Below are 24,105 nucleotides of genomic sequence, written 5' to 3'. Positions count from 1 at the left end.
GTAGGTAATGTTTGGGATTTAAGAAGAAATTCGACTTGTGTGTACACGGTAGCCCAATGCATGGGGGGATTATGGGGGGTAATTCGACTTGTGTGTACACCGTAGCCCCTTATAAAGGGGAGGGAACTGTATTTTTAGTTTCCCCCCAATGCATCGGGGGGATTAAGGGGGGTAATTCAATTTGTGTGTACACCGTAGCCCACAGGCGCAAAGGGTTGGGGGAGGGGTTCTTTTATTATGGGTAATTTGGCGGATACGATCTCAATCAAGGTTATATTATTTGACCTTCCGACCAAACAAGCGTTAGGAAATAGCTAATTTAATCGGCGCATTTATTGATTAGGTGTGTGAAGGCATCAATCAGGCGATCGCTTTCCATTGGTACAATGTCCTGTCCATGCATCACATTTTGAGTAATATGAAAATGCACCAATGCTCCTAAGAGAATTCTCGCTGTTGCCTCTGGATCGGGTATCTTTAATTCTGGAGCCGCTAAGTAGTGAGTAAGAGTTTCCGCTACTGGCTTAATCATCGCCCGAACGCAAATTTGAGCTAACTCTGGAAAACGTCCAGATTCTCCGATTAGTACTCGCATAAATGCACTATGTTCTTTGTCGTTAAGCATCTGCTCTAATGCTTTGGTTGCTACCTGATACAGTATGACGGCTGGTTCTCCCTCAATAGGTTCTGTGCCAAAAATGGAGCTGTTCTTTTTGCTAGCCAGTTGCTCTAACAGTACTTTAAACAGTCCTTCTTTATCTTGAAAGTGGCTGTAGACTGTCGCTTTAGAAACACCTGCTGCTACTGCTACCCGATCCATACTTGTGCCAGCATAGCCATGTTGAAGGAATTCTTGCATTGCCCCTTGCAGAATTTGCTCCACTTTATCAACGGAATTGTCCCGATCAACTTCGTCAGCTTTGATGCGTACCATTTATTAATCATCCTTTCTTATAAACAATATTAATAGATGCTGCAAAATGCCCCAGTACAAAATGGCAAAAATAAATATGCCCTTTGTTGAAGGGGGCATACTTCTCTACGAGAGGCTGCACTTCTCTACGAGACGCTGCGCGTAGCTTGCTTCCCCGGAGGGGTACGACTACGCTCTGTTACCACGCCAAGGACTGCGCTCAGTACAAGGGGGGCAGCAATAGCATTTCACTGCATAATGCCTTTGCAAATTGATTGGCAAGTTTAGTTGTGTCCTATTGACTAAACTAGTCCGTTTAGTTTAGCATGAATTGAACTGGACAGTTTAGTACAGGTTGCTACTGGTGGTAAGGGGGAATAAGATGAGGGAAAACAGGAATTCAGAGGGTTTAAGGTCTTCTCAGAATCTTTTGCGATCGCCACTTCTACTTACAATACTTGCATCTCTAGCAATAGGTGGAATCAGTGTTTATGCGGTGATGAAGCTTCAGGCTACAGCTAATGAAAAGCAGAAAGCACCAGTAGTAGTTCAGCCTGTGGTAAAAACAGTAACAGCATTAGGGCGGTTAGAACCAAAGGGAGAAATAATAAAACTATCAGCGCCTTCTTCTAATGAAGGAAATCGGGTAGAGCAACTATTGGTGAAAGAAGGCGATCGCGTCAAAGCTGGGCAGATAATTGCGATTATGGACAACCGCGATCGCCTACAAGCTAATTTAGGTGAAGCACAAAAACAAGTTCAAGTTGCCAAATCCCGCTTTAACCAGGTAAAAGCTGGAGCCAAACAGGGAGAAATTGGAGCGCGTCAAGCAACTGTGAATCGTCTGCAAGTAGAACTAGAAGGAAACATCAAAACTCAGCAAGCCACAATTAATCGTATAGAAGCAGAACTCCTTGGGCAACAACGGAGCTTGCAAGCAACAGTGGCTCGTGTAGCAGCCGAGAGGCGTAATGCCCAAGCTGACGTGCAGCGCTACGAGACTTTATATAGAGCAGGAGCAATTTCTAGCCAGGAAGTTGATAACAGACGCTTAAGCGCCGAAACTTCCACTCAAGCGTTAATTGAAAGCCAAGCCACTCAGACAAGAACTGTGGCAACCCTACAACAGCAGCTTAACGAAGCAAAAGCCAACCAGGAACAAACTCTCGCCAGCTTACAACAGCAGATTAACGAAGCAAAAGCTAACTTAAATCAAACTGCTGAAGTTCGCCCAACAGATATAGCAAATGCACAAGCAGAAATAGACAGCGCTCAAGCCACGGTGGAGAAAATTAAAGCAGAACTGGCGCAGGCATACGTTGTGGCTCCTAAAGCCGGTCGAATTTTGGAGATTAATACGCGAGCCGGCGAAACTGTTGGCGATGAAGGAATTGTGGCTCTAGGTCAAACCGACCAGATGTATGCAGTGGTAGAAGTCTATCAAAGTGATATCAAGAAAGTGCGTCCGGGACAGGATGTGCAGGTAAGTAGTGATTCCCTACGCAATGAATTAGAGGGAAGAGTGGATTGGATTGGTATGCAGGTAAAGCGGCAAAATCTAATTAACGCTGACCCCTCTAGCAATATTGATGCCAGAGTAGTGGAAGTCCATGTGCAACTGAATAAACTATCTAGCCAAAATGCTTCTAGCTTAACTAATTTGCAAGTCAAGGCGGTAATTGAACTGTGATTGGATTTATCCAGCAACTGCGGCGGCGAACACCTTTAGGATGGCTGCAACTGAGTCATGAAAAAGGTCGTCTTTTGGTGGCATTGTCAGGTATTGCCTTTGCCGATGTTCTAATGTTCATGCAGCTAGGGTTTCAGAATGCCCTGTTTGAAAGTAACACAATGCTGCATCGGAGTATGCAGGCTGATATGTTTGTCATCAGCCCCCAAGCACGTAACCTAGCATATATGTCTAGCTTTACGCGGCGGCGGTTGTATCAAGTAATGGATGTACCAGGTGTAAAGTCGGCAGAAGCAATGTATGTCAACATTGTTGATTGGAAAAATCCCCAAACACGTCAGAAAACGACAATATTAGTTATGGGGTTCAATCCTGATCGGCAAATGTTGAACTTAGCGGATGTTAATCGCCAGATAGATGCTATTAAGTTACCAGATACCGTTCTGTTTGATCGCGCCTCTAGAGGAGATTATAATGATGCGATCGCCAAAATTGAACAAGGTAAAACTGTCACAACCGAAATAGAACGGCGGACAATTACCGTTAGCGGCTTATTTTCAGTCGGGGCTTCCTTCATAGCCGATGGTACTTTGATTACCAGCGACCAGAACTTTCTGCGACTATTTCCCAGGCAAGAAGCAAGCAGTGTCAGTCTCGGTTTAGTGCAGCTGCAACCAGGGTCTGACCCAAAACAGATGAAAGCAGCTTTAGAAGCTCATTTAGATGATGATGTCAAAGTTTTAACCAAAGCAGAATTTCTCGAATTTGAAATAAATTACTGGAAAACAAATACGGCGATCGGGTTTATCTTCAGCCTGGGTGTAGCAATGGGGTTTTTGGTGGGCGTGATTATCGTCTATCAAGTTCTTTCTACAGATGTGAATTCCCACATGAAAGAATACGCCACTTTTAAAGCAATGGGATACAACAATCTCTACTTATTAGGTGTGGTATTTGAAGAGGCGATAATTTTGGCAATTTTGGGCTTTATCCCAGGAGTGATCGCACCTTTAGGACTTTATCATTTAACTCGTAATGCCACCAATTTGCCAGTTTACATGACCGTAGCACGGGCCTTGACGGTATTAACACTGACTATGATTATGTGTATAATTTCTGGTGCGATCGCCACCCGTAAATTACAATCGGCTGACCCCGCAGATATGTTTTAAATTTGTCATTTGTCATTTGTTATTTGTTATTTGCAAAGGACAAATGGCTAGCATCACGAGTAATCAAGCTATTTATGAGTAGTCAACCTGTAATCTCTGTTAAAAATCTCGACCACTATTTTGGTCATGGTCAACTTCGCAAGCAAGTTCTTTTTGATATCAACCTGGATATTAACGCTGGCGAAATTATTATTATGACTGGGCCTTCTGGTTCTGGGAAAACTACACTTCTCACCTTAGTCGGTGGCTTGCGTTCTGCTCAATCCGGCAGTTTGCAAATATTGGAACAAGAACTGTGTGGCGCTAACAAAAGACAACTTACTCAAGCGCGACGCAGTAACGGTTATATTTTCCAAGCGCACAATCTGCACGGTAGCCTGACAGCACTTCAGAACGTCAGAATGGGCTTGGAAGTGCATAATAATATTTCCCCGGCAGAAATGAAAAGCCGATCGGCCGAAATGTTAGAGGAGGTAGGATTAGGAAATCGCCTGAATTATTATCCTGATGATTTATCTGGGGGACAAAAACAAAGAGTTGCGATCGCTCGTGCATTGGTTGGTCGTCCTAAAATTGTTTTAGCAGACGAACCCACCGCCGCCCTTGACAGCAAATCGGGGCGAGATGTGGTCAACCTCATGCAAGAACTAGCTAAAGAACAAGACTGTACCATTCTTTTGGTTACTCATGACAACCGCATTCTAGATATTGCTGATCGCATCGTCTATATGGAAGATGGCAAGTTAGTAAATGACCATGCTGTTGTTGCAGCAAATTAAACTGCTATGTCTTGCAATACATATCTAAGAAAATTAAATATGCGTTAGCCAGAATATTTGTGGAGACTTAGCAGTGCTACGTCCCTACATCATTTTTTGGAAATTTATAATAAGTTTACAATTGTTCATTTTAAATTAACTACTCATTCTCGCATCAAAACGAGAAAATTTAAATATTATTTAGCTTTTGAAAGCTGCGGATAAAATATTACAGCGGTTCTCAGTTGAGTGAGGTACAAGAACCCCTCCCCGCAAGCGAGGAGGGGAATATGATGTACCTCATGTGATTAGTAAACGCTATATACTTTTTAAATGGAAATAATTCTAAGGTTTAGGTAGATAGAATTATATACCCATGAAATTTTTTAGATTTATAGCAACCGCCAAGGCGGTTAAGCCGCTGTGTGAAGCACAGCTTCCATCGCATCTCTCAGACAGCCACATTGAATTATTTGCTTACGAATTCGGCTTTTTAACCATGACCAACATCGCTCAATTTTGTTAAGATCGGGGGAATAAGATGGCAAGTATTTTAACTGACACCCAGCAGCTTCAATTAATTGAATAATCTGTCCACCTTTATGGAAGCTGGCATTATCTGCAATCACGATTTGACCGGGTTTTAATTGGGGGATTAAGCAAGTTTTCAACCAAGTTTCAAACACACTCCTATTACAAGATCCTTCTATCGTAAAGGGAGCAAATAACTGACCATTACATAAAGCGGCGATCATATTAATCCGTCCTTGTCTTCTGCCACTTTTTAGAGCATAAAAGCGCTTCCCTCTTTGATTCCAGCCATAGCTATAATCTTCTCTACTATCCATCCCAGCTTCATCTATATACACTATGTTCTCTGGTCTATACCTGGCTATCTCTTCAATAAATTTAAATCGTTTAACTTCATCTCTTTGTTGATAACCATAAGTTTTTTTTTTCGAGTAAACCCAATTTTATTTAACGCTCGTGATATAGTGCGATCGCTAATTTCTTCCGACCAGAGTTTGGCCATCTCTACTTGAGTTTTATCCCCATTAGCCTCGACAAAGGAAGTAAATTTTTCCCAGTCAGTAATTTTATGCCCATTGCCAGGTGGTTGATTCGGCAATGCTTGAAAATCTCCTGTCTCACGTTGCCGCTTGAGCCATAATCGAATAGTGTTACGACTAATGTTAAATATACGGCTTGCTTCAGTAATTTTTAAGCCATCAAGCAAGATTGCTTGGATCACTTTTTGCCGGAGGTCATAACTATAAGGTTTGGGCATAAGTTTCCCAGAGGTTCTACTGGAGCTTTCATCAAGGTCTACTTCCAGTTTATGGCTTAACCGCCTTGGCGGTTGCTATACTATTATAAACATAATCTACTTTTTACAAAAAGTTACTCATCAAAATTTGACTTGATTAGAATTGTTCATAAATTTCACAAAAAACACTTATTTTATTTACTTAATTTTATTCGGATTGTTGGCGCTGTTACAACCCGTATTTTTGAAACCGTTTACTATACCTGAGTGCTTTCATAAACCAAAGGTAAGTTACTAAGAAAATCAACTTTTTAATCAATAGAAGGATTTTTTGTTCTTCTATCCACGTAAATGACCTTATCTAAGTAAGATGTCAAAAAATACAATTTTTTTATGGAATTTTAAGTGATAAATCAACAATAACTGACTCAAGAAGTAGTAATTAGCAAACAAGTACGGAGAAAAGCCGAATCTGTTCTTTTTTCTGCGCCACTAGTTAAGAGGTAATCTATGGTGCGAAACTCAAAGCTAGGGTACAGAACGTTCCCTAAGTCTATTCTGCGTCCATCCGTTGCTATAGGTATAACTATATCTTTATTGGTTGGCGGAATAAGTTTTTATATACTAAAACGCTGGCAAAATTATGCAAATCCAGAGTTACAAGTACCAGCAACACAATTACCACAGTTAAAAACGGTAACAGCTTTAGGGCGACTCGAACCACAGGGAAAGGTAATTAAACTCTCTGCTGCGGTGTCTGCGGAAGGAAGTCGGGTAGAAAAGTTGTTGGTAAAGGAGGGGGATAGGGTAAAAGCAGGACAAACGATCGCAATTTTAAACAGCCGCGATCGCCTCCAAGCAGCATTCAAAGAAGCACAAGAACAGGTAAAAGTAGCCCAGGCAAACCTAAACCGCACCCAAGCAGGTGCTAAACGCGGTAAAATTGCCGCCCAAAAAGCTGCGATCGCTCGTCTAGAAGCCGAACGCCAAGGTGATATTAATGCCCAAGCCGCGGCAATTGAGCGATTCCAAGCCGAAGTGCGTAACGCCCAAGCAGAAGACGAACGCTATCAGCAACTATATCAACAAGGCGCAATTTCCGCCTCTCAACGGGATAGTAAGCGTTTAAACTTGGAAACCGCCCAAAAAAGCTTGCAAGAAGCCCAGGCACAGTTAAATCGTACCCAATCAACAAGTCAGCAGCAGGTTAAACAAGCCACAGCAACACTTGATGAAATCGCTGAAGTGCGTGGAGTGGATGTAGAAACTGCTAAAGCAGAAGTCGATCGTGCTGTAGCAGCCATGAATCTGGCAAAAGTTAATCTCAATCAGGCTGTAGTGCGATCGCCCCAAAATGGACAGGTATTTGAGATCCATACGCATCCTGGAGAATTAGTATCAAATGATGGCATTGCAGATATTGGACAAACCAGCCAGATGTATGTCATCGCCGAAGTCTACGAAAGCGATATCGGCAAAGTGAATTCAGGGCAGCAAGTGCGAATCTTTGGTGATTACCTCCCGATTGAATTGCAGGGAATCGTAGATCGCAAAGGCTTGCAAGTGCGACGACAGAATGTCATTAACACAGATCCCGTCAGCAATATCGACAACAGAGTAGTAGAAGTCTACATCCGACTAGATGAAACTTCTAGCCAAAAAGCCGCCAATTTAACCAATATGCAAGTTAAGGCAGTAATTAAATTGTGAAATTTGTCATTAGTCATTAGTCATTTGTCAGTAGTTATTCTCCTCTGCTCCCCTGCTCCCCTGCCCCCCACTCCCCACTTCTTATGATGGGATTGATCAAACAACTGCGACGGCGAACCCCTCTAGGATGGCTGCAATTGAATCATGAAAAAAGCCGTCTTTTAGTGGCATTATCAGGCATTGCCTTTGCGGATCTTCTCATGTTTATGCAGCTAGGTTTTCAGACTGCGCTGTATGACAGTAACACCAGACTACATCGCAGTTTGCAAGCAGACATTGTTTTAACCAGTCCCCAAGCCCGTAACTTGGCAAGCTTGTCTACATTTTCTCGGCGGCGACTTTACCAAGCAATGGATATACCAGGGGTGAAGTCGGCCCAAGCAATGTATTTTAACAACACAATCTGGAAGAATCCCCAAACACACCGGGAAACAGGGGTATTAGTTATCGGCTTTAACCCAGACAAGCCAGCTTTTGACTTACCAGATGTTAACCAGCAATTGCAAGCGATCAAAATGCCGGATAGGGTGTTGTTTGATCGTGGTGCAAGAGGAGATTATCAAAAAGCGATCGCTCAAATTGACCAAGGTAAAACCCTGACTACTGAAATAGAAAGGCGCACAATTACCATTAGTGGCTTATTCCAAGTCGGGGCTTCCTTTGGCTTTGATGGCAACCTGATTACCAGCGATCAAAATTTTTTGCGGCTATTTTCTGGGCGGCAGTCCAGCAGTGTCAGTCTAGGTTTGATTCTTCTGAAACCAGGCTATGAACCGAAAAAAGTAGCAGCAATGCTCAAAGCCTACCTCAGAGATGATGTCAGAGTATTAACCCACGCCGAATTTATTGAATTTGAGAATAACTTTTGGAGAACAAATTCTCCAATTGGGTTTATTTTCAGTCTAGGTGTATCAATGGGATTTGTGGTAGGCGTGATCATCGTCTATCAAGTCCTCTCTAACGATGTTAATGCCCATGTTCGAGAATACGCCACCTTTAAAGCAATGGGATATCGCAATTACTACCTTCTAGGTGTGGTGCTTGAAGAATCGTTAATATTAGCAGCACTAGGCTTCTTCCCCGGATTAGGAGTGTCCTTAGTGCTTTATCAACTGACTCGCAGTGCTACAAATTTGCCCATGTACATGACTGCGATTCGGGCATTGCAGGTATTAGTACTGACCATCATTATGTGTACAATTTCCGGTGCGATCGCCACCCGCAAACTCCAAGCCACCGATCCCGCTGATATGTTTTAAATTTGTCATTCGTCATTGGTCATTGGTCATTTGCAAAGGACAAAGGACAAATGACCAATGACGATCGTCACGAGTAATTGATCTATTTATGACTAGTCAATCCATCATTTCCATCCAGAATCTTGACCATCACTTTGGTCACGGCTCACTCCGCAAGCAAGTTTTATGTAATATCAACTTAGAGATTAATGCTGGTGAAATTGTTATCATGACTGGGCCTTCTGGTTCTGGAAAGACTACCTTACTAACCTTAGTGGGTGGGTTGCGTTCTGCCCAATCTGGTAGTTTGCAGGTGTTGGGAAGAGAACTTTGTGGTGCGAGCGCTGAACAACTAGTGCAATCGCGACGCCGTAATGGTTATATTTTCCAAGGACATAACTTGCATGGTAGTTTGACGGCACTCCAAAACGTCAAAATGGCTTTAGAATTACACAAACATCTTGGGTTAAAAAAAATGCGAGCTAGGTCAGCCCAAATGTTAGAGCAAGTAGGATTAGGAAATCATTTGCATTATTACCCTGATAAACTGTCTGGAGGACAAAAACAAAGAGTAGCGATCGCTCGTGCTTTAGTCAGTCATCCTCAAATAATCCTTGCAGATGAACCCACCGCCGCCCTTGACAGTCAATCGGGACGAGATGTAGTCAATCTCATGCAAAAACTCGCAAAAGAACAAGGTTGTACCATCTTGATGGTTACTCATGACAATCGCATCCTAGACATTGCCGATCGCATAGTGCAGATGGAAGATGGCATACTCAAGCCAAAAGTCATACTATCAGCCTAAACTTAATTAGCGTATTCCCTGATTCAGAGTTGATTTATAAAGTAAATCTGACGTGTGGCCTGGCAAACTCACATTTATTCCCTCAATATCATAGTTTTTTGGCAACTAAACCGCTATTCGTCAGTAAATTTTAAAATAATATTTTTGAATGGTATGTATATAGTTTAATTTATCTTCACTGACTTACTTACCTAGTTTAAGTAATTTCCCCATACCAATTTCAACCTAACAATGTGATATTAGTGTCCAGTTGAAAAAGTGTCCAGTTGATTCCAAGATTTCCTTCAAGTATTATTTATGTAATCACAGTTAAATTTTATGCTCATTGCCAATGTCATACACCTTGGTTATTAGAGTTAAAACCAATTTCCTAAAATTACAGATAAAATGATTTGCCCTTGCAATCCATAAGTACCTGGAGAATTTCCGAAAATTTATGGTTGTCAACAACATTGGCTTTCAACAGGAAACACTAGCGATAATAAGCTAATCTATTTTCCAATACAAGCAAGGGTTTTTTGTAGTTTTATGATTCTTGAGAATAGCGCTAGTAGTTCAAACAAAAATTTGCTCGGTTTTAATGTCAAAACTTTGACAGCCAATTGCCTTGCAATAAATGTGTTAAAAGGAATATTTGCTGTTCTCCCCATCGCCTTGGCATTGCCTGTAGATGCTTTGCAAGTAAAAGTGACTCCAACTAATCCTAAATTAGGGGATACACTCTCGGTGGAGATTAATCTAGATAATCCAGAGAACGGTACAAATCCAACAGTAGCTAGTGGTAAGAATACATACTTAGCCTTTGAAATTGCGCCTAATCGGTATCGGGCTTTTGTTCCCACAACTCCATTAGAAAAAGCTGGAACCAGAACACTTCGGGTTGCAGGGGATGGTCAAGTGCAAAACTTGGCAGTGAATGTGCTTAATCGCAAATTCCCCGTACAACGCATTACTTTGCCACCTGGTAAAGCTGGAGTGGATGCCACAGAGTATGAACTTAAGCGGGTGGCAGCTTTTAAGGCACTACAAACACCAGAAAAGTTTTGGAATGGAGTATTCTTAAAGCCAAATGCAGGGCGGATGAGTACAACCTATGGTGTGCGTCGCTACTATAATGGTACATTTGCAAAAGACTACTATCATCGTGGTCTTGACTACGCTGGTGCTGCCGGTTCATCGGTAATTTCCCCAGCCGCTGGGCGAGTTGCTTTGGTAGGTAGGGTATCCCAAGGGTTTCGGGTACACGGTAACGTAGTTGGCATTGACCACGGTCAAGGAGTAACCAGTATTTTCATGCACCTGAGTCGTATTAACGTTAAAGAAGGTGATTTTGTGAAAGCTGGTCAACTAATTGGTGCAGTAGGTTCAACAGGTGCTTCTACGGGACCGCACTTGCACTGGGGTCTGTATGTCAACGGACAATCTGTTGATCCAACACCTTGGCGAACTAAGGTTGTTAACTAGTAGAGGCAGAATTGATCGTGTCTTTGCATAATTTGTGTATTTTTTGCTGAGAATTAGGCAAAATAAATCGGATTGATACCGTCCCTACCAAGCTTTGCCAACATAAATGATGATAAGCGTTATGAGTATCGAAAAAATTGTAGAACAAGCTCTCCAGGATGGTTATTTGACACCAGCAATGGAAGCGGAAGTCGGTAGAATCTGTGATAACGCCTCGGAACTCTCAATTGAAGAGTATATGGCGTTGGATCGGCTGATGGGTGCGCTATTGACTGGTGAGGTAGTGGCGGTACCTCGCAAACAATTCATTAACGTTATGGAAGAATTGGTGCTGACAGAAGCGATCGCACGAGTCGCAGAAATTGAAGCCACCAGCGAAAGTTCTTTAGATGTCGGAGATATTGCCGCTTACGCCCTCAATCGGCTACCGCCCTTGTATGCTACCACAGAAGAGGGTGCTAACTTCCAGCGCCAAACAGCTCAGGCACAACTGCAAGACTTAATTTCTCAACAAATAAGTGAGGCGATTAACCGTTATCTCGATCGACCCAATTTCTTCCCAGAACGTCAAGCCTTGGGCAAAAATACTGGCAATGAGGTTGTACGCCAAGTTAGTGCTTTACTTCAAACATACGCACCTAACTTTGAGCAAAAATTATAATTTGAAGAGTCATTAGTCATTAGTTATTAGTTTTAGACAAAGAACAAAGGACAAAAGACTAATGACTCTTAACTAATTAATCACGTACTAAAATTGTTGTCCCTAAACTCACTTGCTCATATAACAATCGAACATCAGAATTACGCATTCTTAAGCAGCCGTGGGATACAGCCGTTCCTACCAGGTCAACTTCCGGCGTGCCATGAAAGCCAATTTCATTCCGTCCATCTGACCAAAAACCAATCCATCTATCTCCCAAGGGACTATCTGTACCAGCTTCAAATACTTTACCTGTAATCGGGTGACGCCAGATTGGATAGTGTCGCATATGGATCACTTGAAAAGAACCTGTAGGCGTTTCCCAACCTTTCTTACCGACAGCAATCGGGTAGCTAGCTATCACCTCATCTCCTGCGTATACATAAGTCCGGCGATCGCTTAAATCAACCACCACTTGCGTCTTGGCATTTGCCAGCCTACTAGATGGTACTTGTTGGGCTGAAGCCTTAGACCACAAACCTTTTGGCCAACTATCTGCAACTGGATTTTGTCTTTCTACTTGCGCCACCAGCCGCGTCTGAGTTGGGAGGTCGTTTGCTTTAGCTACATTATTCTTAATAATTTGGGGCTTAGTTTGAAGCTTAATGGTAGAAGGCTTGAGTTTAGAAGCCTTACGAATACTTGCTTTCGCTAGATTTTTCTTAATTATTTGCGACTTCTTAATGGTAGAAGGCTTGAGTGTAGAAGCCCTACGAGTAGTTGTTTTAACTAAATTCTTCTTAATTATTTTTGATTTAGTTTTAGGTTTAATAGCAGAGGACTTTGGTGTAAACGTCCTCTGGGCAGTCGAGCCTTGGGTAGCTTCGTCAGCTGGCACAGATCCACCTAGCGCAATTTCCCCCAAACTCACTTGGGAAAGATTCTTATAGACTCCCTCTGATCGGCTTCCCTTAAAATTGGTTCGGGTAGAATCTCGCCGCATCGAAGTAGATGCAGACTTCTCATACTGCCGTTCCGCCGTACTAATGCGCCAATGGACAGCTAAGGATAAAAATGCTGTGCCAAAACAAAGCAGCATTACCATACGCCCTATAGATTCGTTTCTTACCATTGCCATCGCCTATTGTTTATCCCTGACATATCCAGCCGAGCAATTGGATGAGTTCATCATCCGATTATCAAAAATTTATCAATACTTATCATTTCCGCTGTAAATCTGCCAACACCTCTGGGCAAACTAAGACTATGCAAATTGTCCCAGCGGCAAAATTCCAAGTGAGCAACCTCATTCCTCAAAAGTTCTGAGCGTCGTAAGCCTCTCCTCGGACTTTTTGGTGGAACTCTTGAAATGTAGCAATCAATCATTAATGGTATAGGTGGATGAAAAACCATGTTTGAAAAACTATTGCTAGCGGTAACAATTACATTTTCCCTCAATTTATTTTTTCAAGTTCGCGTACCAGAGCAACATAACTCTAGTGCTGCTTTCGGGCCGCAACCAGAACAATCAGCAACTATTCTGGTAACGAAATCAAAAAATTAAATCACCATCTTAGCAACCACAGCAACCTAACTTCCAGAAATTATTACCCGAATTTTAAAGGTATCAAGAAGTTAGAATTACAAAATTTTATCTTCATTTTTATAGCTAAATTTAATTATCTCGATCAAGCGTATATACCCAGTTGCTAAAAGTAATAAAATGTGCATTGTATTGCGCTTTTGTTAGTCGATGGGTCTTGGGCAACTATGGGAGCAGTATAAGGAAAAGTGGCTCTGCTTATTGCTATAAATGTATCCAAAATTGTATGCTTCAGTGTTCCAGTCATAAATCCGTCACCTGAGCATGGAACTTCTGTCCCATTAGCAGGTCTAATAGATAGGGATGATTTAGAGCCAGTACGATCTATGAGTCAATCGATTACTGTATCCTGGTCAACTGTTGATGCAAAGTATCCAGAAGCATCAGTGCAAGTTGACAAACTCCCTAACCACGATTTAATTTTGCGCTGTCAAGCCGGACTGCGGCCAGATCGTGCTGCTTTTGCAGAACTATTACGCCGCTATCAAAGTCAAGTTGATCGAGTTCTATACCACCTGGCTCCAGATTGGCCTGACAGAGCCGATTTGGCTCAAGAAGTTTGGATTCGAGTGTATCGGAATATTAACCGATTACAAGAGCCTGCTAAATTTCGGGGGTGGTTAAGCCGCATTGCCACCAACTTGTTTTACGACGAGTTACGTAAACGCAAGCGGGTTATGAGTCCTTTGTCACTGGATGCTCCCCGTTCCTTAGAGGACGGCGAGATGGATTGGGAAATCGCTGGCGATACCCCAGGTCCTGAGGAAGAACTGACAACTAGAGAATTTTACGAGCAATTGCGAGAAGCGATCGCGGATTTACCAGAAGTTTTTCGTACTACCATTGTCCTCAGAGAAATCGAAGGCATGGCTTATGAAGAAATTGCCGAAATCACTGGAGTTTCTCTAGGAACTGTGAAGTCCAGAATAGCCAGGGCTAGATCGAGGCTGCAAGCCCACTTGCAGAATTATCTAGACTCCTAATTTTCCTAATTTACGGTATCTTGCCTCTGCCCAATGGCAGAATTTAAGCATAGATTAAAAATTACTAGAAAGACGTAGATTGTTTCTGCCTTTAAGAAGAAAATTGGCTAATTTTCCCAAAATTCCCGCCCAGTTTACCCGTGTATGAATTGGTAATAATGTTAAGATGACTACTGATTCTCAGTTTTACGACCGTTCTCCTTTGCAACTTCCTCAAGATTTGTCAGATGGAATGGCCAAGCATACCAATGAATCAACGGGTCTTATGGATATGGTGAAGCGCGATCGCTTCGAGTTATTGAGTGCTTACCTCGATGGTGAAGTCACAGCCACCGAACGCAGGCAAGTAGAAGAATGGCTGGCAAATGATGCCTCAGTTCAATGTTTATATGCCCGGCTGTTAAAGCTGCGCCAAGGTTTGCGGACGCTCCCAGTGCCAGCAACCCAACAGTCGCCAGAAGAAACAGTTCAGCAAGTATTGACACGTTTGCGCCGTCGCTCCCGTTTAAACTGGATAGCGGCAGGTGCAGCTGTCGCTGCTTGTGCGATCGGTGCAATATCTGGCTTAGTAGGTGGTGGTTCGATGGTGCCGCAACTGGCGCAACGACCACAAAGAGAACCTATACAAACCTCCTCAGCGTCTATAGTTCCCCCTTCGCCGCTGATGGTGGGACTAAATAACCCGGTAATTGAAATTCCGAAAGCAGCAGTAGCCTCTCCAGAAAATTCAATTTATCAGGTTCAGCCGCAACGACACGACCCCAAACAGGACATAAACTAATCGTAAAGTTTACAGTTTACAGTTGATAACTGTAGTTTGGGGTTAAACCACAGCCGCTCCACCAGCCGCTAGGTTGGAGGAAGCCTCCTAATTGCCCGACTTGCTCTAAAGTCATTAAATAAACCCAAGCCCAACTATAAGAGAGCGACTGTGGCTCATAAACCTCGATAATTTGTCGATTATAGAGGTTTTCTGGTGTTTTTCTATTTGGCTGGTAATCTTCCAGCACATCTAGCTCATTTAAAATCTTAGGGTTGGAAAAAGAGAGTAAATATCCGTAAACTTGGTTATTCCCTAGCGTCATAGCTGGGTAGCCCATTGGCAGGGCAAATAATTTGCCTTGTACAAAAGCTATTTTGACATCAACGACTTTGCTAGCACAGTATCTTTTATAGTTAGCTTCACCTGGTTTGAGCGTGCCGTAGACAAAAACTCGCACCAAATCAGAAAGTTTTATATTTGGTTCAACCATTTAAATCTTCATTAAATAACTTTTGTGATATACAAAAGAGTCGCAGCTTGAGCATAATAAGACTGCTCCTCAACCGCACTGATATATATAAATCTGTGAGTAGTTGACCTACAATATTTAGATTAACCTGCTATGTTGACATAGGTAGGTTGACATAGTAGGTAGACGTAGACCCAGTAGGAGAATTTTTGGTGGATTCCCGATATAACCCAGCAGCAATTGAGGAAAAATGGCAAAAAACATGGGTAGAACTTGGCTTAGATAAGACACCTACAGCTAGCAACAAGCCAAAGTTTTACGCTCTTTCCATGTTCCCTTATCCATCGGGCAGCCTACACATGGGTCATGTCCGTAATTATACGATTACCGACGTGATTGCCCGCCTCAAGCGAATGCAAGGGTATCGGGTAATACATCCAATGGGATGGGATGCCTTTGGCTTGCCAGCAGAAAATGCTGCCATTGACCGTGGTGTACCGCCAGCAAAGTGGACTTATCAAAATATTGCCCAAATGCGGCAGCAATTGCAACGTCTTGGTTTATCCATCGACTGGGAATGTGAACTTGCTACCTGTTCGCCAGATTATTACAAGTGGACGCAATGGATTTTCTTGCAGTTTTTGCAAGCAGGGTTAGCTTACCAAAAAGAAGCAGCCGTAAACTGGGATCCCATTGACCAAACTGTATTGGCAAATGAACAAGTTGATAATGAAGGACGTTCTTGGCGCAGTGGGGCAATAGTTGAGCGCAAATTGTTGCGGCAGTGGTTTTTTAAGATTACCGACTATGCCGAAGAATTACTCAATGACTTGGATAAGTTGACAGGTTGGCCTGAGCGGGTCAAATTGATGCAGGCAAACTGGATTGGTAAATCTACAGGCGCTTATTTAGAATTTCCCATTGTTGGGATAGATGAAAAAATCGCTGTGTATACCACGCGCCCAGATACAGTTTATGGTGTCAGCTACTTAGTATTAGCACCAGAACATCCCTTAACAAAGCGCGTCACCGCAAAAGAACAACATGCAGTTGTAGAAGCCTTTATTAAAGAGGTTTCTAATCAAAGTGAGTTGGAACGTACCTCTGAAGATAAACCTAAACGGGGTATCCCCACAGGTGGTAAGGCAATTAACCCATTTACAGGGGAAGAAGTACCGATTTGGATTGCTGACTATGTACTGTATGAGTATGGTACTGGGGCAGTGATGGGTGTACCAGCACACGATGTCCGGGATTTTAAGTTTGCTAAAAATTACGATTTGCCGATTGATTTTGTCATTGTTTCCCCAGATGATGTTGCAGGTTTTGACTTAACTCCTACATCAGAGGTTGATGAAGTCACACAACTCATCCAAATTGAATATAACCAGGCATATACTGAACCAGGAATTTTAATTAATTCTGGGTCTTTTACTGGCATGAATTCCACAGATGCTAAACAAGCAATAATTGAATACGCCGAACAACAAGGTTTTGGTAAAGTACGGGTGCAATATCGCTTGCGGGATTGGTTGATTTCACGACAACGTTACTGGGGCGCACCAATACCTGTAATTCACTGTCCCAACTGTGGGATAGTGCCAGTTCCTGACAAAGATTTGCCAGTACAGTTGCCGGAAGAGGTGGAGTTTACTGGACGTGGTGGTTCACCTTTGACTCAGTTAGAAAGCTGGGTAAATGTACCTTGTCCAACTTGTGGCACACCAGCCAAACGAGAAGCTGACACGATGGACGTTTTTATTGATTCCTCGTGGTATTTCTTACGCTTCCCTGACGCTAAGAATGAACAACAGGTTTTTGATTCCAGTAAAATTAACGACTGGATGCCAGTTGATCAGTATGTAGGTGGAATTGAACACGCGATTTTACATTTGTTGTATTCGCGCTTCTTTACTAAGGTTCTGCGGGACAGAGGCTTGTTAAACTTTGATGAACCCTTCCAACACCTGTTAACTCAAGGGATGGTACAGGGTTTAACTTACCTAAATCCCAACAAAGGCGGCAAAGATAAATGGATTCCTTCTAATCTGGTAAATTCTGCTGACCCCCGTGACCCCCAAACAGGCGAACCACTGCAACGTCTCTACGCCACCATGTCTAAATCAAAGGGCAACGGTGTAGCGCCAGAAGATGTAATTTCCAAATACGGTGTAGATACAGCGCGGATGTTCATCTTGTTCAAAGCGCCGCCAGAAAAAGATTTGGAATGGGATGAAGCCGATGTGGAAGGACAATTCCGCTTTTTAAATCGGGTTTGGCGTTTGGTGACAGATTATATTGCTGCTGGAGTATCACGTAAAAAACCTCAATCTGATTTAACTAAGGCAGAAAAGGAATTGCGGCGGGCGATTCACACGGCGATTCAAGCGGTGACAGAAGACGTTGAAGACGAATATCAATTCAACACAGCTATTTCAGAATTGATGAAGTTGAGTAATGCCTTAACTGATGCTGACGGCAAAAGTTCACCAATTTACGCAGAAGGTATTCGGACTTTGGTGGTTTTATTAGCACCATTTGCACCACATATTGCTGATGAATTGTGGCATTTATTGGGTGAAAATGATTCAGTCCATACTCAAACTTGGCCATCATTTGACCCGGCTGCTTTAGTAGCTGATGAAATCACTTTAGTGATTCAAGTTATGGGTAAAACTCGCGGCTCGATTCAAGTACCAGCACAAGCAGATAAAGCAGCGTTGGAGAAATATGCTCGTGAATCAGAAATTGCCCAGCGTTACATCGAAGGTAAAGAGATTAAAAAGGTAATTGTCGTGCCTGGAAAGTTGGTGAATTTTGTAATTAGCTAACGCTCTTCCATCACTCTCAGAAAACAATAATCGAAGCAAGAAAACTGAAACTATTACTAAATCAAGGTTTGAGGCTTTATTTTCTAATATAAATTCAAAAATGTAGCCAAAACCTGGAAAGTGAAGTCTCATAAGCCTTGCAGCGATTGTGTTCTCCAAGAGTGATGAAAGAGCGCTAAGTACAGCTTTGCATAAAATCGTGGCGAATTAATTGAGGGTTGAAATTTAAACGCAGGCGCGCTTCGCTTTCCCGCAGTGTAGGGGCGTAGAGAATTCGCTACGAATTAATGAAATGTAGTTCTAAAAACTACCACGAGGAAAAAGATCATGTATGAAGACTACATCATACCTGATGGAGATTTTACCGAAGCGCTGATTCGAGCAATTCGCTTTCATGACTTGGAAGAAGTTCAAGCTCTTATTCTTGTTCAAGAAGATATCAATGCAAGAGACAGTAGCGAACTTTATTGGACTCCTTTAATGTATGCAGTTTTTGAAGAATCTCTAGACATGGTTAAATTGCTAGTTAAGGCTGGTGCAGATGTCAATATCAGAGGCTCAGATCCAAATGATTTCCCTTTAAATTTATCTGCCTATGCTTGTAAGAATGCTTTTTCTCATAGTAATGAATTTGGTCGGAATAAAAAGATTTTTGATTACTTGGCTCCACTAACTTCGGCAGAACTGCAAGCAATAGCACAGCGAACCCTAAATCGGAGGAATTAGCATGATGAATTCACTGACATGAAAATGTGGATAAAGCATTTATGATGCGCCAACATTTGTCTGAATATTTCTTGCAAGTGCAATGCGGCACAGATATTAAAACCATAAAGTATATCTTGCAACAACTCTTTTAGCAGTAGTTGACTTCTCTAGTATATGTGTATTTAAAAACATCTATCCGATTGTCCAGAGAGTTGGACTGTTTTATTTATACACAAAAAAGCGCTTGAGAGTTTTGCTCACTCAAGCGCTTTTCCGTAAAAGCTTATACCAACTCACTCGTTTGATGCAACATTTGAAATCTGCAACACTCCCTAAGGAGGGAGTATTACGAGGATAACTTGTGACAAACATGTGGTGAAATGGTATCACTCCTTGCACTAACTAAGAATATCTCTTTTGTCAGAATACGGGGGATCTAGTGAGTGACACTTTATGAACTGAACACTAGTTAAAAACGACTCACCGTGAATAGTAACTAAGGAGACTAAGCACGATTGTAGCAATTTTGTAAGTATAGTATAAAAACTTATAGTTTATTACTACCCGCCGTCGATATTGCTTACTACTAAGTGCAGTATCAAAAAGTGCAGCAATTAGTAGCATAGATATCTCAACTTCTGCATCAAATTAGTCGCTATCAAATAACCAGAAAAGGCTTGGATATTGGTATCAAAGCGATTTTGACTCAAATAAATCATAAACGAAGGTATTGTTTAGAGAATGGCAACCCAAGAACAAATCTTTGACCCAAATAGATTGAAAAGTTTGGGTTGGGTATCTTTTATCTCTTAGCAAACGGTAACATCCAAGTCTTCTGTATAGTGTAGGGAGTTACTTCTTTCATAGAAGCAAAACACAACTTTTTCACCGACAATTACCGCGATGTTCAAAACGATTTCGCGTTTTTCTATGAAAACAACTGAGGTGGATTATGGGTAAATTTTAAGAATTTATCATACCTATGCCTCATCTAGATAGATGTTTCATCCTTGGCTAAAATAGCCGTTGGCCTACGAGCAGACACCTTAACCTGGCGTCTAGGTGTGTGGTAAGATTGCCTGGAACAGAGGTTTTATCTGAGTTGGAGTCTGGTATAAATTGCAAAGGTCAAGCTGACCGATCGTTAACTCCCACAATACTTTTCCTATAAATTTGGAAAATATACAACAATGCTGGTGACAATCTGAGTGGAATTTGTAGATGAATATCTAGGATTTGCTATCAGACTTAACCGACTTCCCACAATTTTGACTTTTATTTGACTTTTAGGATAGAAACATGAACGATAAGCTGATGCTGATGATTCCAGGCCCTACACCGGTGCCAGAAGCTGCCTTACTGGCATTAGCCAAGCATCCGATTGGGCATCGTACTAGTGAATTTAGCAACATATTGGCAGAGGTGACAGAAAACCTCAAGTGGCTGCACCAAACTCAAAGTGATGTGCTGACGCTGAATGTCAGTGGTACGGGTGCTGTAGAAGCGGGAATAATTAATTTTCTTTCTCCAGGCGATCGCATTTTAGTTGGTTCTAATGGTAAATTTGGCGAACGCTGGGTAGAAGTCGGTCAAGCATACGGTTTGAATGTAGAAGAAGTTAAGGTGGAATGGGGAAAACCCTTAGACCCCGCAGTATTTGCCGAAAAACTTCAAGCAGATACCCAAAAGCAAATCAAAGCTGTAATTATTACCCACAGTGAAACCTCGACGGGTGTGTTGAATGACTTAGAAACCATCAACCGCCACGTTAAAGAACACGGTGAAGCTTTAATTATCGTTGATGCCGTTACTAGCTTGGGTGCATTCAATCTACCCGTGGATGCTTGGGGCTTGGATATCGTCGCCTCTGGTTCCCAAAAAGGTTATATGATTCCGCCGGGATTGGGTTTTGTTTCTGTCAGTGCCAAAGCTTGGGAAGCTTACAAAACTGCGAAGCTACCAAAATATTATTTGGATTTAGGCAAATATCGCAAAGCCACAGCCAAAAATACAACTCCATTTACTCCGCCTGTGAACTTGATCGTAGCGTTACACACCACGTTGCGAATCATGAAGGAGGAAGGCTTGGAATCAATCTTTGCTCGACACGAACGCCTGAAGAATGCTACCCGCGCCGCCATTAAAGGGTTAAATTTACCCCTGTTTGCAGCAGATAGTTCTGCTAGTCCGGCGATTACGGCTGTCGCACCACAGGGGATTGAACCGGATAAGATTCGGTCATTAATGAAAAAACGCTTTGATATTGCCCTAGCTGGTGGTCAAGACCATTTAAGCAACAAAATTTTCCGTATTGGTCACTTGGGTTTTGTGAGCGATCGCGATATCCTTAGCTGTATAGCATCCTTAGAAGTTACCCTTACAGAACTTGGCTACGAAGACTTCACCCCTGGTTCTGGTATAGCAGCAGCAGTTAAAGTGTTTAGTCAGTCCTGAGTAATAATCAAAAGAGCGAGTTAAATTATCAACTCGCTCTTTTAATTTGTATATAGAGTAGAAACCTTTGCATAAGGTAGAGTTGATGTGACATACTTCAATTCTCCTAAATGACACCAAGTTGCCCTAGATAGTATTATTTGCTTTGAAGAAAGTCGCACTGTATCTTTGACACCAAACAAGACTAACTTTGGCAACTTAGTATCATACCAAATTGGCATAGATAGTATTGTTTGAGATTCTGCTAATATGCATTTGGTAGAAACTTTTAAGCCAAAGTCTAAAAACTACAATCCAAAATTGGTATAATCTACGCCGTCTCCAGCCAATCATAAATTTGTTCTAATTGCTCTAGAGTAATCAACCCATATTGCCAAAGAATCATTGCCAAAGGGCCTGGGTCTTGTTCCCGATGCCGAAGCGCCACTGCTAGTGATGCTGTGGAAATTGCCAAATCTTCTTGCAAAAAATGAATCAGTCGAGAATATTTTGATGGTGACATTTGTATCTCACCTCCTTGTGCAGAATGTATTGTCATATATCAGTTCACCATTACTCGGTAGACAGTAGCCAGTATTTAATCTGTCACTGTGCCGTTATCGGCCATACACCCAGCACAGTTTTTGTTAATCTGCCTTTAAGAGAGGCTTCCTATAGATGGTCTGAGAAATAAAATTCTCATACAAATCATCTGCTAGCTTATTAAGCAGTATTTTTACTTAATTAAATTGGCTTCATCTTATTTACTTTTGTGTTTTATTTAATTACACAGGTAGTAATAAAGATTCCATAGCCTATACTCTCTTATTGGCGACTATTTACACTTACGCCCAAGGGAATATTTTTGAGACTAAACCTGAATACTGCGATTTCAGGTTTGAGACAGTAGAATTTTACATTATTACCACAGTTTTTAAATAGTAGCGTTACAAATGCTGTTTGACCACATACAGTGACATTTTTTACAAAAAAAACATATATTTTGACCGTATAGGCTCTCAACCGAGTAATTACCCAAGTTTTTATCCCCGCAAAGTCACTAGAGTTTCAAAACTCAATTTTGAGAATATCGCCCACTTTCAACTTCAATTCGGCAGCTCTTCCAGAACGAAGTTCAATCACCTTATCAATTGGTGTATTGGGGCCATAAGTAGGACAAGGCTCACTTGCACAAGGAGGTGCAGCAACCTGAATATATTTAACTACGCCTTTATGTAGAAATACCATGTCCAAGGGTACAGGTACATTCTTCATCCAGAAACTGACTGGCCGTGCTGAAGAGAATCCAAACAGCATCCCCCGGTCATCTGGCAAAGCTGGTCGATACATCAACCCCATCGCTTGCTGTTGTGGCGTCTGCGCTACCTCTAATTGAATTGTTGTACCATTAGGCACAATAGCTTTAGCAGAAATTGGTAGTTTTTGACCTAAACTCTCTGGTGCTGGAGCTTCAGAGGCAGAGGTGGGGCTAGGAGATTTAGCTGTTGTTGGCACAGAACAACCCATCAGAAAAATACTCAGCACTATCGAGAGCAAACTTAGCCGACGAGTCATATAGCTTTTCGATTTTGTAATTTAGACTTCAATTTTACAGTGTTATAGCCCGAAAAACCCTTTGAGTGGTAGGCAGCAGCACCCAAAGAAAGCATTCCCAATCTGAAACTGGGAACGAGGTAAGGAAATAAGCAAACCGCTACAGTATACTAGGATTCTCTTAAAACGTACCCTACGCCTCGCACTGTTTGAATCAGGCGCTTTTGACCTTCATCTTCGATTTTTAACCGCAAGTAACGGATGTACACTTCAATTACATTTGACTCACCCAAAAAGTCGTAACCCCAAACATTTTCGAGGATTTGTTCGCGGGTTAACACTTCACGGGGATGTTCCATTAAGAATTTTAATAGTTCAAATTCCTTCATTGTCAAGTCAATTGGTCGCCCGTTGTGTATGGCACGGCGAGTTGCTATGTCTAAAATTAAATCCCCAAAGCGTAATTGCTCTGTGGTATCCACATCGGGTTTTAAGTAGAGGCGAATCAACTTCAAAAAGTCTTCTGAGCGGTAAGGTTTGAGGATGTAATCATCCGCTCCAGCTTCTAGACAAGCTACACGATCGTCAACTGTATCCCTTGCCATTAAAATCAATACAGGCGATCGCATACCAGTGCTTCTCATATTTTTGCACAATGAGAGTCCTGATTCTCCTGCTAGCATCCGGTCTAAAACAATTAAAGCAGGTTGGCGATCGCGACAGTGTTGTAAACCACTCGTTGCATCATGAGCCAAAATTGATTCATAACCAGCTTCTTGCAAATCGCAAGAAAGCTGATTTGCAAGGCTCTCATCGGTTTCAATCACCAAAACACAAGGACTTTGAGCAACTGTCATAACAATTTGGGATATTGGATTTGGGATTGTAAAGATATTCTAGAGAAAATCTTTACATCAGTTATAAAGTGCAATTACGAGTTTTTAGTGATGTAGCAATTCTGATTTGACGCGCTGCTAAGGATGTTTTAGCACGTTCAGGTGTCAGCTATCGAATTCTCGGATGCAATCTTAATAACTAACTCCAAATTCCATCTCCATACCAGTAATTCTGGAAGGAAATCAGTAAGTTGGGGAGTAGGGA

General features: G+C 42.0%; 21 protein-coding genes. 14 read left to right on the top strand and 7 right to left on the bottom strand.

The window, feature by feature from the left end; translation table 11 throughout:
* Positions 1-319: 319 nt before the first annotated feature.
* Positions 320-934 (bottom strand): TetR/AcrR family transcriptional regulator, encoded by a 615-nt coding sequence (locus RMY27_RS11980; protein WP_322663396.1) that lies wholly within the window; start codon positions 932-934, stop codon positions 320-322.
* A 361-nt stretch (positions 935-1,295) separates the two neighbouring features.
* Here RMY27_RS11980 and RMY27_RS11975 point away from each other — a divergent pair, with 361 nt between their 5' ends.
* The 3 genes from RMY27_RS11975 to RMY27_RS11965 all read left to right on the top strand — a co-directional run bounded on the left by RMY27_RS11975 (position 1,296) and on the right by RMY27_RS11965 (position 4,554).
* Complete coding sequence (locus RMY27_RS11975) at positions 1,296-2,603, top strand: HlyD family efflux transporter periplasmic adaptor subunit (protein WP_322663394.1); 1,308 nt, start codon at positions 1,296-1,298, stop codon at positions 2,601-2,603.
* Positions 2,600-3,775, top strand: a complete 1,176-nt coding sequence (devC, locus tag RMY27_RS11970; protein WP_322663392.1) for an ABC transporter permease DevC — start codon at positions 2,600-2,602, stop codon at positions 3,773-3,775. The genes RMY27_RS11975 and devC (RMY27_RS11970) overlap by 4 nt, the downstream gene beginning before the upstream one ends.
* Before the next feature lie 74 nt (positions 3,776-3,849).
* On the top strand, positions 3,850-4,554 hold the full coding sequence (locus tag RMY27_RS11965; RefSeq protein ID WP_322663390.1) for a DevA family ABC transporter ATP-binding protein: 705 nt from the start codon (positions 3,850-3,852) through the stop codon (positions 4,552-4,554).
* Between the two features lie 392 nt (positions 4,555-4,946).
* Here RMY27_RS11965 and RMY27_RS11960 read toward each other — a convergent pair.
* Positions 4,947-5,821, bottom strand: a protein-coding gene (locus tag RMY27_RS11960) for an IS630 family transposase (RefSeq protein WP_322663388.1) whose coding sequence is annotated in 2 segments (ribosomal slippage) — positions 4,947-5,489 and positions 5,492-5,821 — 873 coding nt in all. Because the reading frame shifts where the segments join, the coding sequence is not laid out codon by codon here.
* A 492-nt stretch (positions 5,822-6,313) separates the two neighbouring features.
* Between RMY27_RS11960 and RMY27_RS11955 the strand changes: the two genes are divergently transcribed.
* The 5 genes from RMY27_RS11955 (at position 6,314) to RMY27_RS11935 (ending at position 11,681) form a co-directional block, all read left to right on the top strand.
* The gene (locus RMY27_RS11955; RefSeq protein ID WP_416212336.1) at positions 6,314-7,510 is read left to right on the top strand and encodes an ABC exporter membrane fusion protein; all 1,197 of its coding nucleotides are present in this window, start codon (positions 6,314-6,316) and stop codon (positions 7,508-7,510) included.
* 86 nt (positions 7,511-7,596) lie between these two features.
* On the top strand, positions 7,597-8,769 hold the full coding sequence (gene devC / locus RMY27_RS11950) for an ABC transporter permease DevC (protein ID WP_322663405.1): 1,173 nt from the start codon (positions 7,597-7,599) through the stop codon (positions 8,767-8,769).
* Positions 8,770-8,857: 88 nt separating this feature from the next.
* Positions 8,858-9,556, top strand: a complete 699-nt coding sequence (locus RMY27_RS11945) for a DevA family ABC transporter ATP-binding protein (RefSeq protein WP_322663385.1) — start codon at positions 8,858-8,860, stop codon at positions 9,554-9,556.
* Between the two features lie 528 nt (positions 9,557-10,084).
* Entirely contained in the window at positions 10,085-11,020 is a 936-nt protein-coding gene (locus RMY27_RS11940) for a M23 family metallopeptidase (protein WP_322663382.1), read from the top strand.
* Between the two features lie 121 nt (positions 11,021-11,141).
* Positions 11,142-11,681 carry a late competence development ComFB family protein gene (locus RMY27_RS11935; protein WP_190909652.1) on the top strand — a complete coding sequence of 180 codons (540 nt, stop codon included), beginning with the start codon at positions 11,142-11,144 and terminating at the stop codon, positions 11,679-11,681.
* A 76-nt stretch (positions 11,682-11,757) separates the two neighbouring features.
* On the opposite strand, the gene RMY27_RS35500 is transcribed toward RMY27_RS11935, so the two are convergent.
* On the bottom strand, positions 11,758-12,405 hold the full coding sequence (locus RMY27_RS35500; RefSeq protein WP_416211651.1) for a L,D-transpeptidase: 648 nt from the start codon (positions 12,403-12,405) through the stop codon (positions 11,758-11,760).
* Positions 12,406-13,071: 666 nt separating this feature from the next.
* Between RMY27_RS35500 and RMY27_RS11925 the strand changes: the two genes are divergently transcribed.
* From RMY27_RS11925 to RMY27_RS11915, 3 genes are all read left to right on the top strand, one after another.
* Complete coding sequence (locus tag RMY27_RS11925; RefSeq protein ID WP_292783309.1) at positions 13,072-13,224, top strand: hypothetical protein; 153 nt, start codon at positions 13,072-13,074, stop codon at positions 13,222-13,224.
* Between the two features lie 365 nt (positions 13,225-13,589).
* Positions 13,590-14,246: a sigma-70 family RNA polymerase sigma factor gene (locus tag RMY27_RS11920; protein ID WP_094352725.1), complete on the top strand. Its 657-nt coding sequence runs from the start codon at positions 13,590-13,592 to the stop codon at positions 14,244-14,246.
* Positions 14,247-14,412: 166 nt separating this feature from the next.
* Positions 14,413-15,027 (top strand): anti-sigma factor family protein, encoded by a 615-nt coding sequence (locus RMY27_RS11915; RefSeq protein WP_322663377.1) that lies wholly within the window; start codon positions 14,413-14,415, stop codon positions 15,025-15,027.
* Between the two features lie 16 nt (positions 15,028-15,043).
* Here RMY27_RS11915 and RMY27_RS11910 read toward each other — a convergent pair whose 3' ends face one another.
* Positions 15,044-15,499: a gamma-glutamylcyclotransferase family protein gene (locus RMY27_RS11910; RefSeq protein WP_322663375.1), complete on the bottom strand. Its 456-nt coding sequence runs from the start codon at positions 15,497-15,499 to the stop codon at positions 15,044-15,046.
* Between the two features lie 191 nt (positions 15,500-15,690).
* On the opposite strand from RMY27_RS11910, the gene leuS reads away from it, so the two are divergent.
* From leuS to RMY27_RS11895, 3 genes are all read left to right on the top strand, one after another.
* Positions 15,691-18,309, top strand: a complete 2,619-nt coding sequence (leuS, locus tag RMY27_RS11905; RefSeq protein ID WP_322663373.1) for a leucine--tRNA ligase — start codon at positions 15,691-15,693, stop codon at positions 18,307-18,309.
* A gap of 327 nt (positions 18,310-18,636) precedes the next feature.
* Positions 18,637-19,035 (top strand): ankyrin repeat domain-containing protein, encoded by a 399-nt coding sequence (locus RMY27_RS11900; RefSeq protein ID WP_322663372.1) that lies wholly within the window; start codon positions 18,637-18,639, stop codon positions 19,033-19,035.
* A 1,281-nt stretch (positions 19,036-20,316) separates the two neighbouring features.
* Positions 20,317-21,471, top strand: a complete 1,155-nt coding sequence (locus RMY27_RS11895) for an alanine--glyoxylate aminotransferase family protein (RefSeq protein ID WP_322663370.1) — start codon at positions 20,317-20,319, stop codon at positions 21,469-21,471.
* Positions 21,472-21,781: 310 nt separating this feature from the next.
* On the opposite strand, the gene RMY27_RS11890 is transcribed toward RMY27_RS11895, so the two are convergent.
* From RMY27_RS11890 to nblR, 3 genes are all read right to left on the bottom strand, one after another.
* The gene (locus tag RMY27_RS11890) at positions 21,782-22,009 is read right to left on the bottom strand and encodes a DUF2949 domain-containing protein (RefSeq protein WP_012410503.1); all 228 of its coding nucleotides are present in this window, start codon (positions 22,007-22,009) and stop codon (positions 21,782-21,784) included.
* A 509-nt stretch (positions 22,010-22,518) separates the two neighbouring features.
* Positions 22,519-23,025, bottom strand: coding sequence for a DUF192 domain-containing protein (locus RMY27_RS11885; RefSeq protein WP_322663368.1), 507 nt, complete (start codon positions 23,023-23,025; stop codon positions 22,519-22,521).
* A 149-nt stretch (positions 23,026-23,174) separates the two neighbouring features.
* A complete protein-coding gene (gene nblR, locus RMY27_RS11880) occupies positions 23,175-23,861 on the bottom strand; it encodes a response regulator transcription factor NblR (protein WP_099103317.1) in 687 nt (228 codons plus the stop codon).
* Positions 23,862-24,105 lie beyond the last annotated feature (244 nt).

Source organism: Nostoc sp. DedQUE09, from assembly GCF_034530915.1.
Classification (GTDB): domain Bacteria; phylum Cyanobacteriota; class Cyanobacteriia; order Cyanobacteriales; family Nostocaceae; genus Nostoc.
This window is presented reverse-complemented; position numbering and strand designations above follow the sequence as displayed.

Bases quoted from the DNA above. Each gene is read 5' to 3' on its own strand.
- RMY27_RS11980 (WP_322663396.1), bottom strand. From the start codon at position 934: ATGGTACGCATCAAAGCTGACGAAGTTGATCGGGACAATTCCGTTGAT.
- RMY27_RS11975 (WP_322663394.1), top strand. From the start codon at position 1,296: ATGAGGGAAAACAGGAATTCAGAGGGTTTAAGGTCTTCTCAGAATCTT.
- RMY27_RS11965 (WP_322663390.1), top strand. From the start codon at position 3,850: ATGAGTAGTCAACCTGTAATCTCTGTTAAAAATCTCGACCACTATTTT.
- devC (WP_322663405.1), top strand. From the start codon at position 7,597: ATGGGATTGATCAAACAACTGCGACGGCGAACCCCTCTAGGATGGCTG.
- RMY27_RS11945 (WP_322663385.1), top strand. From the start codon at position 8,858: ATGACTAGTCAATCCATCATTTCCATCCAGAATCTTGACCATCACTTT.
- RMY27_RS11940 (WP_322663382.1), top strand. From the start codon at position 10,085: ATGATTCTTGAGAATAGCGCTAGTAGTTCAAACAAAAATTTGCTCGGT.
- RMY27_RS11935 (WP_190909652.1), top strand. From the start codon at position 11,142: ATGAGTATCGAAAAAATTGTAGAACAAGCTCTCCAGGATGGTTATTTG.
- RMY27_RS11925 (WP_292783309.1), top strand. From the start codon at position 13,072: ATGTTTGAAAAACTATTGCTAGCGGTAACAATTACATTTTCCCTCAAT.
- RMY27_RS11920 (WP_094352725.1), top strand. From the start codon at position 13,590: ATGAGTCAATCGATTACTGTATCCTGGTCAACTGTTGATGCAAAGTAT.
- RMY27_RS11915 (WP_322663377.1), top strand. From the start codon at position 14,413: ATGACTACTGATTCTCAGTTTTACGACCGTTCTCCTTTGCAACTTCCT.
- RMY27_RS11910 (WP_322663375.1), bottom strand. From the start codon at position 15,499: ATGGTTGAACCAAATATAAAACTTTCTGATTTGGTGCGAGTTTTTGTC.
- RMY27_RS11900 (WP_322663372.1), top strand. From the start codon at position 18,637: ATGTATGAAGACTACATCATACCTGATGGAGATTTTACCGAAGCGCTG.
- RMY27_RS11895 (WP_322663370.1), top strand. From the start codon at position 20,317: ATGAACGATAAGCTGATGCTGATGATTCCAGGCCCTACACCGGTGCCA.
- RMY27_RS11890 (WP_012410503.1), bottom strand. From the start codon at position 22,009: ATGACAATACATTCTGCACAAGGAGGTGAGATACAAATGTCACCATCA.
- RMY27_RS11885 (WP_322663368.1), bottom strand. From the start codon at position 23,025: ATGACTCGTCGGCTAAGTTTGCTCTCGATAGTGCTGAGTATTTTTCTG.
- nblR (WP_099103317.1), bottom strand. From the start codon at position 23,861: ATGACAGTTGCTCAAAGTCCTTGTGTTTTGGTGATTGAAACCGATGAG.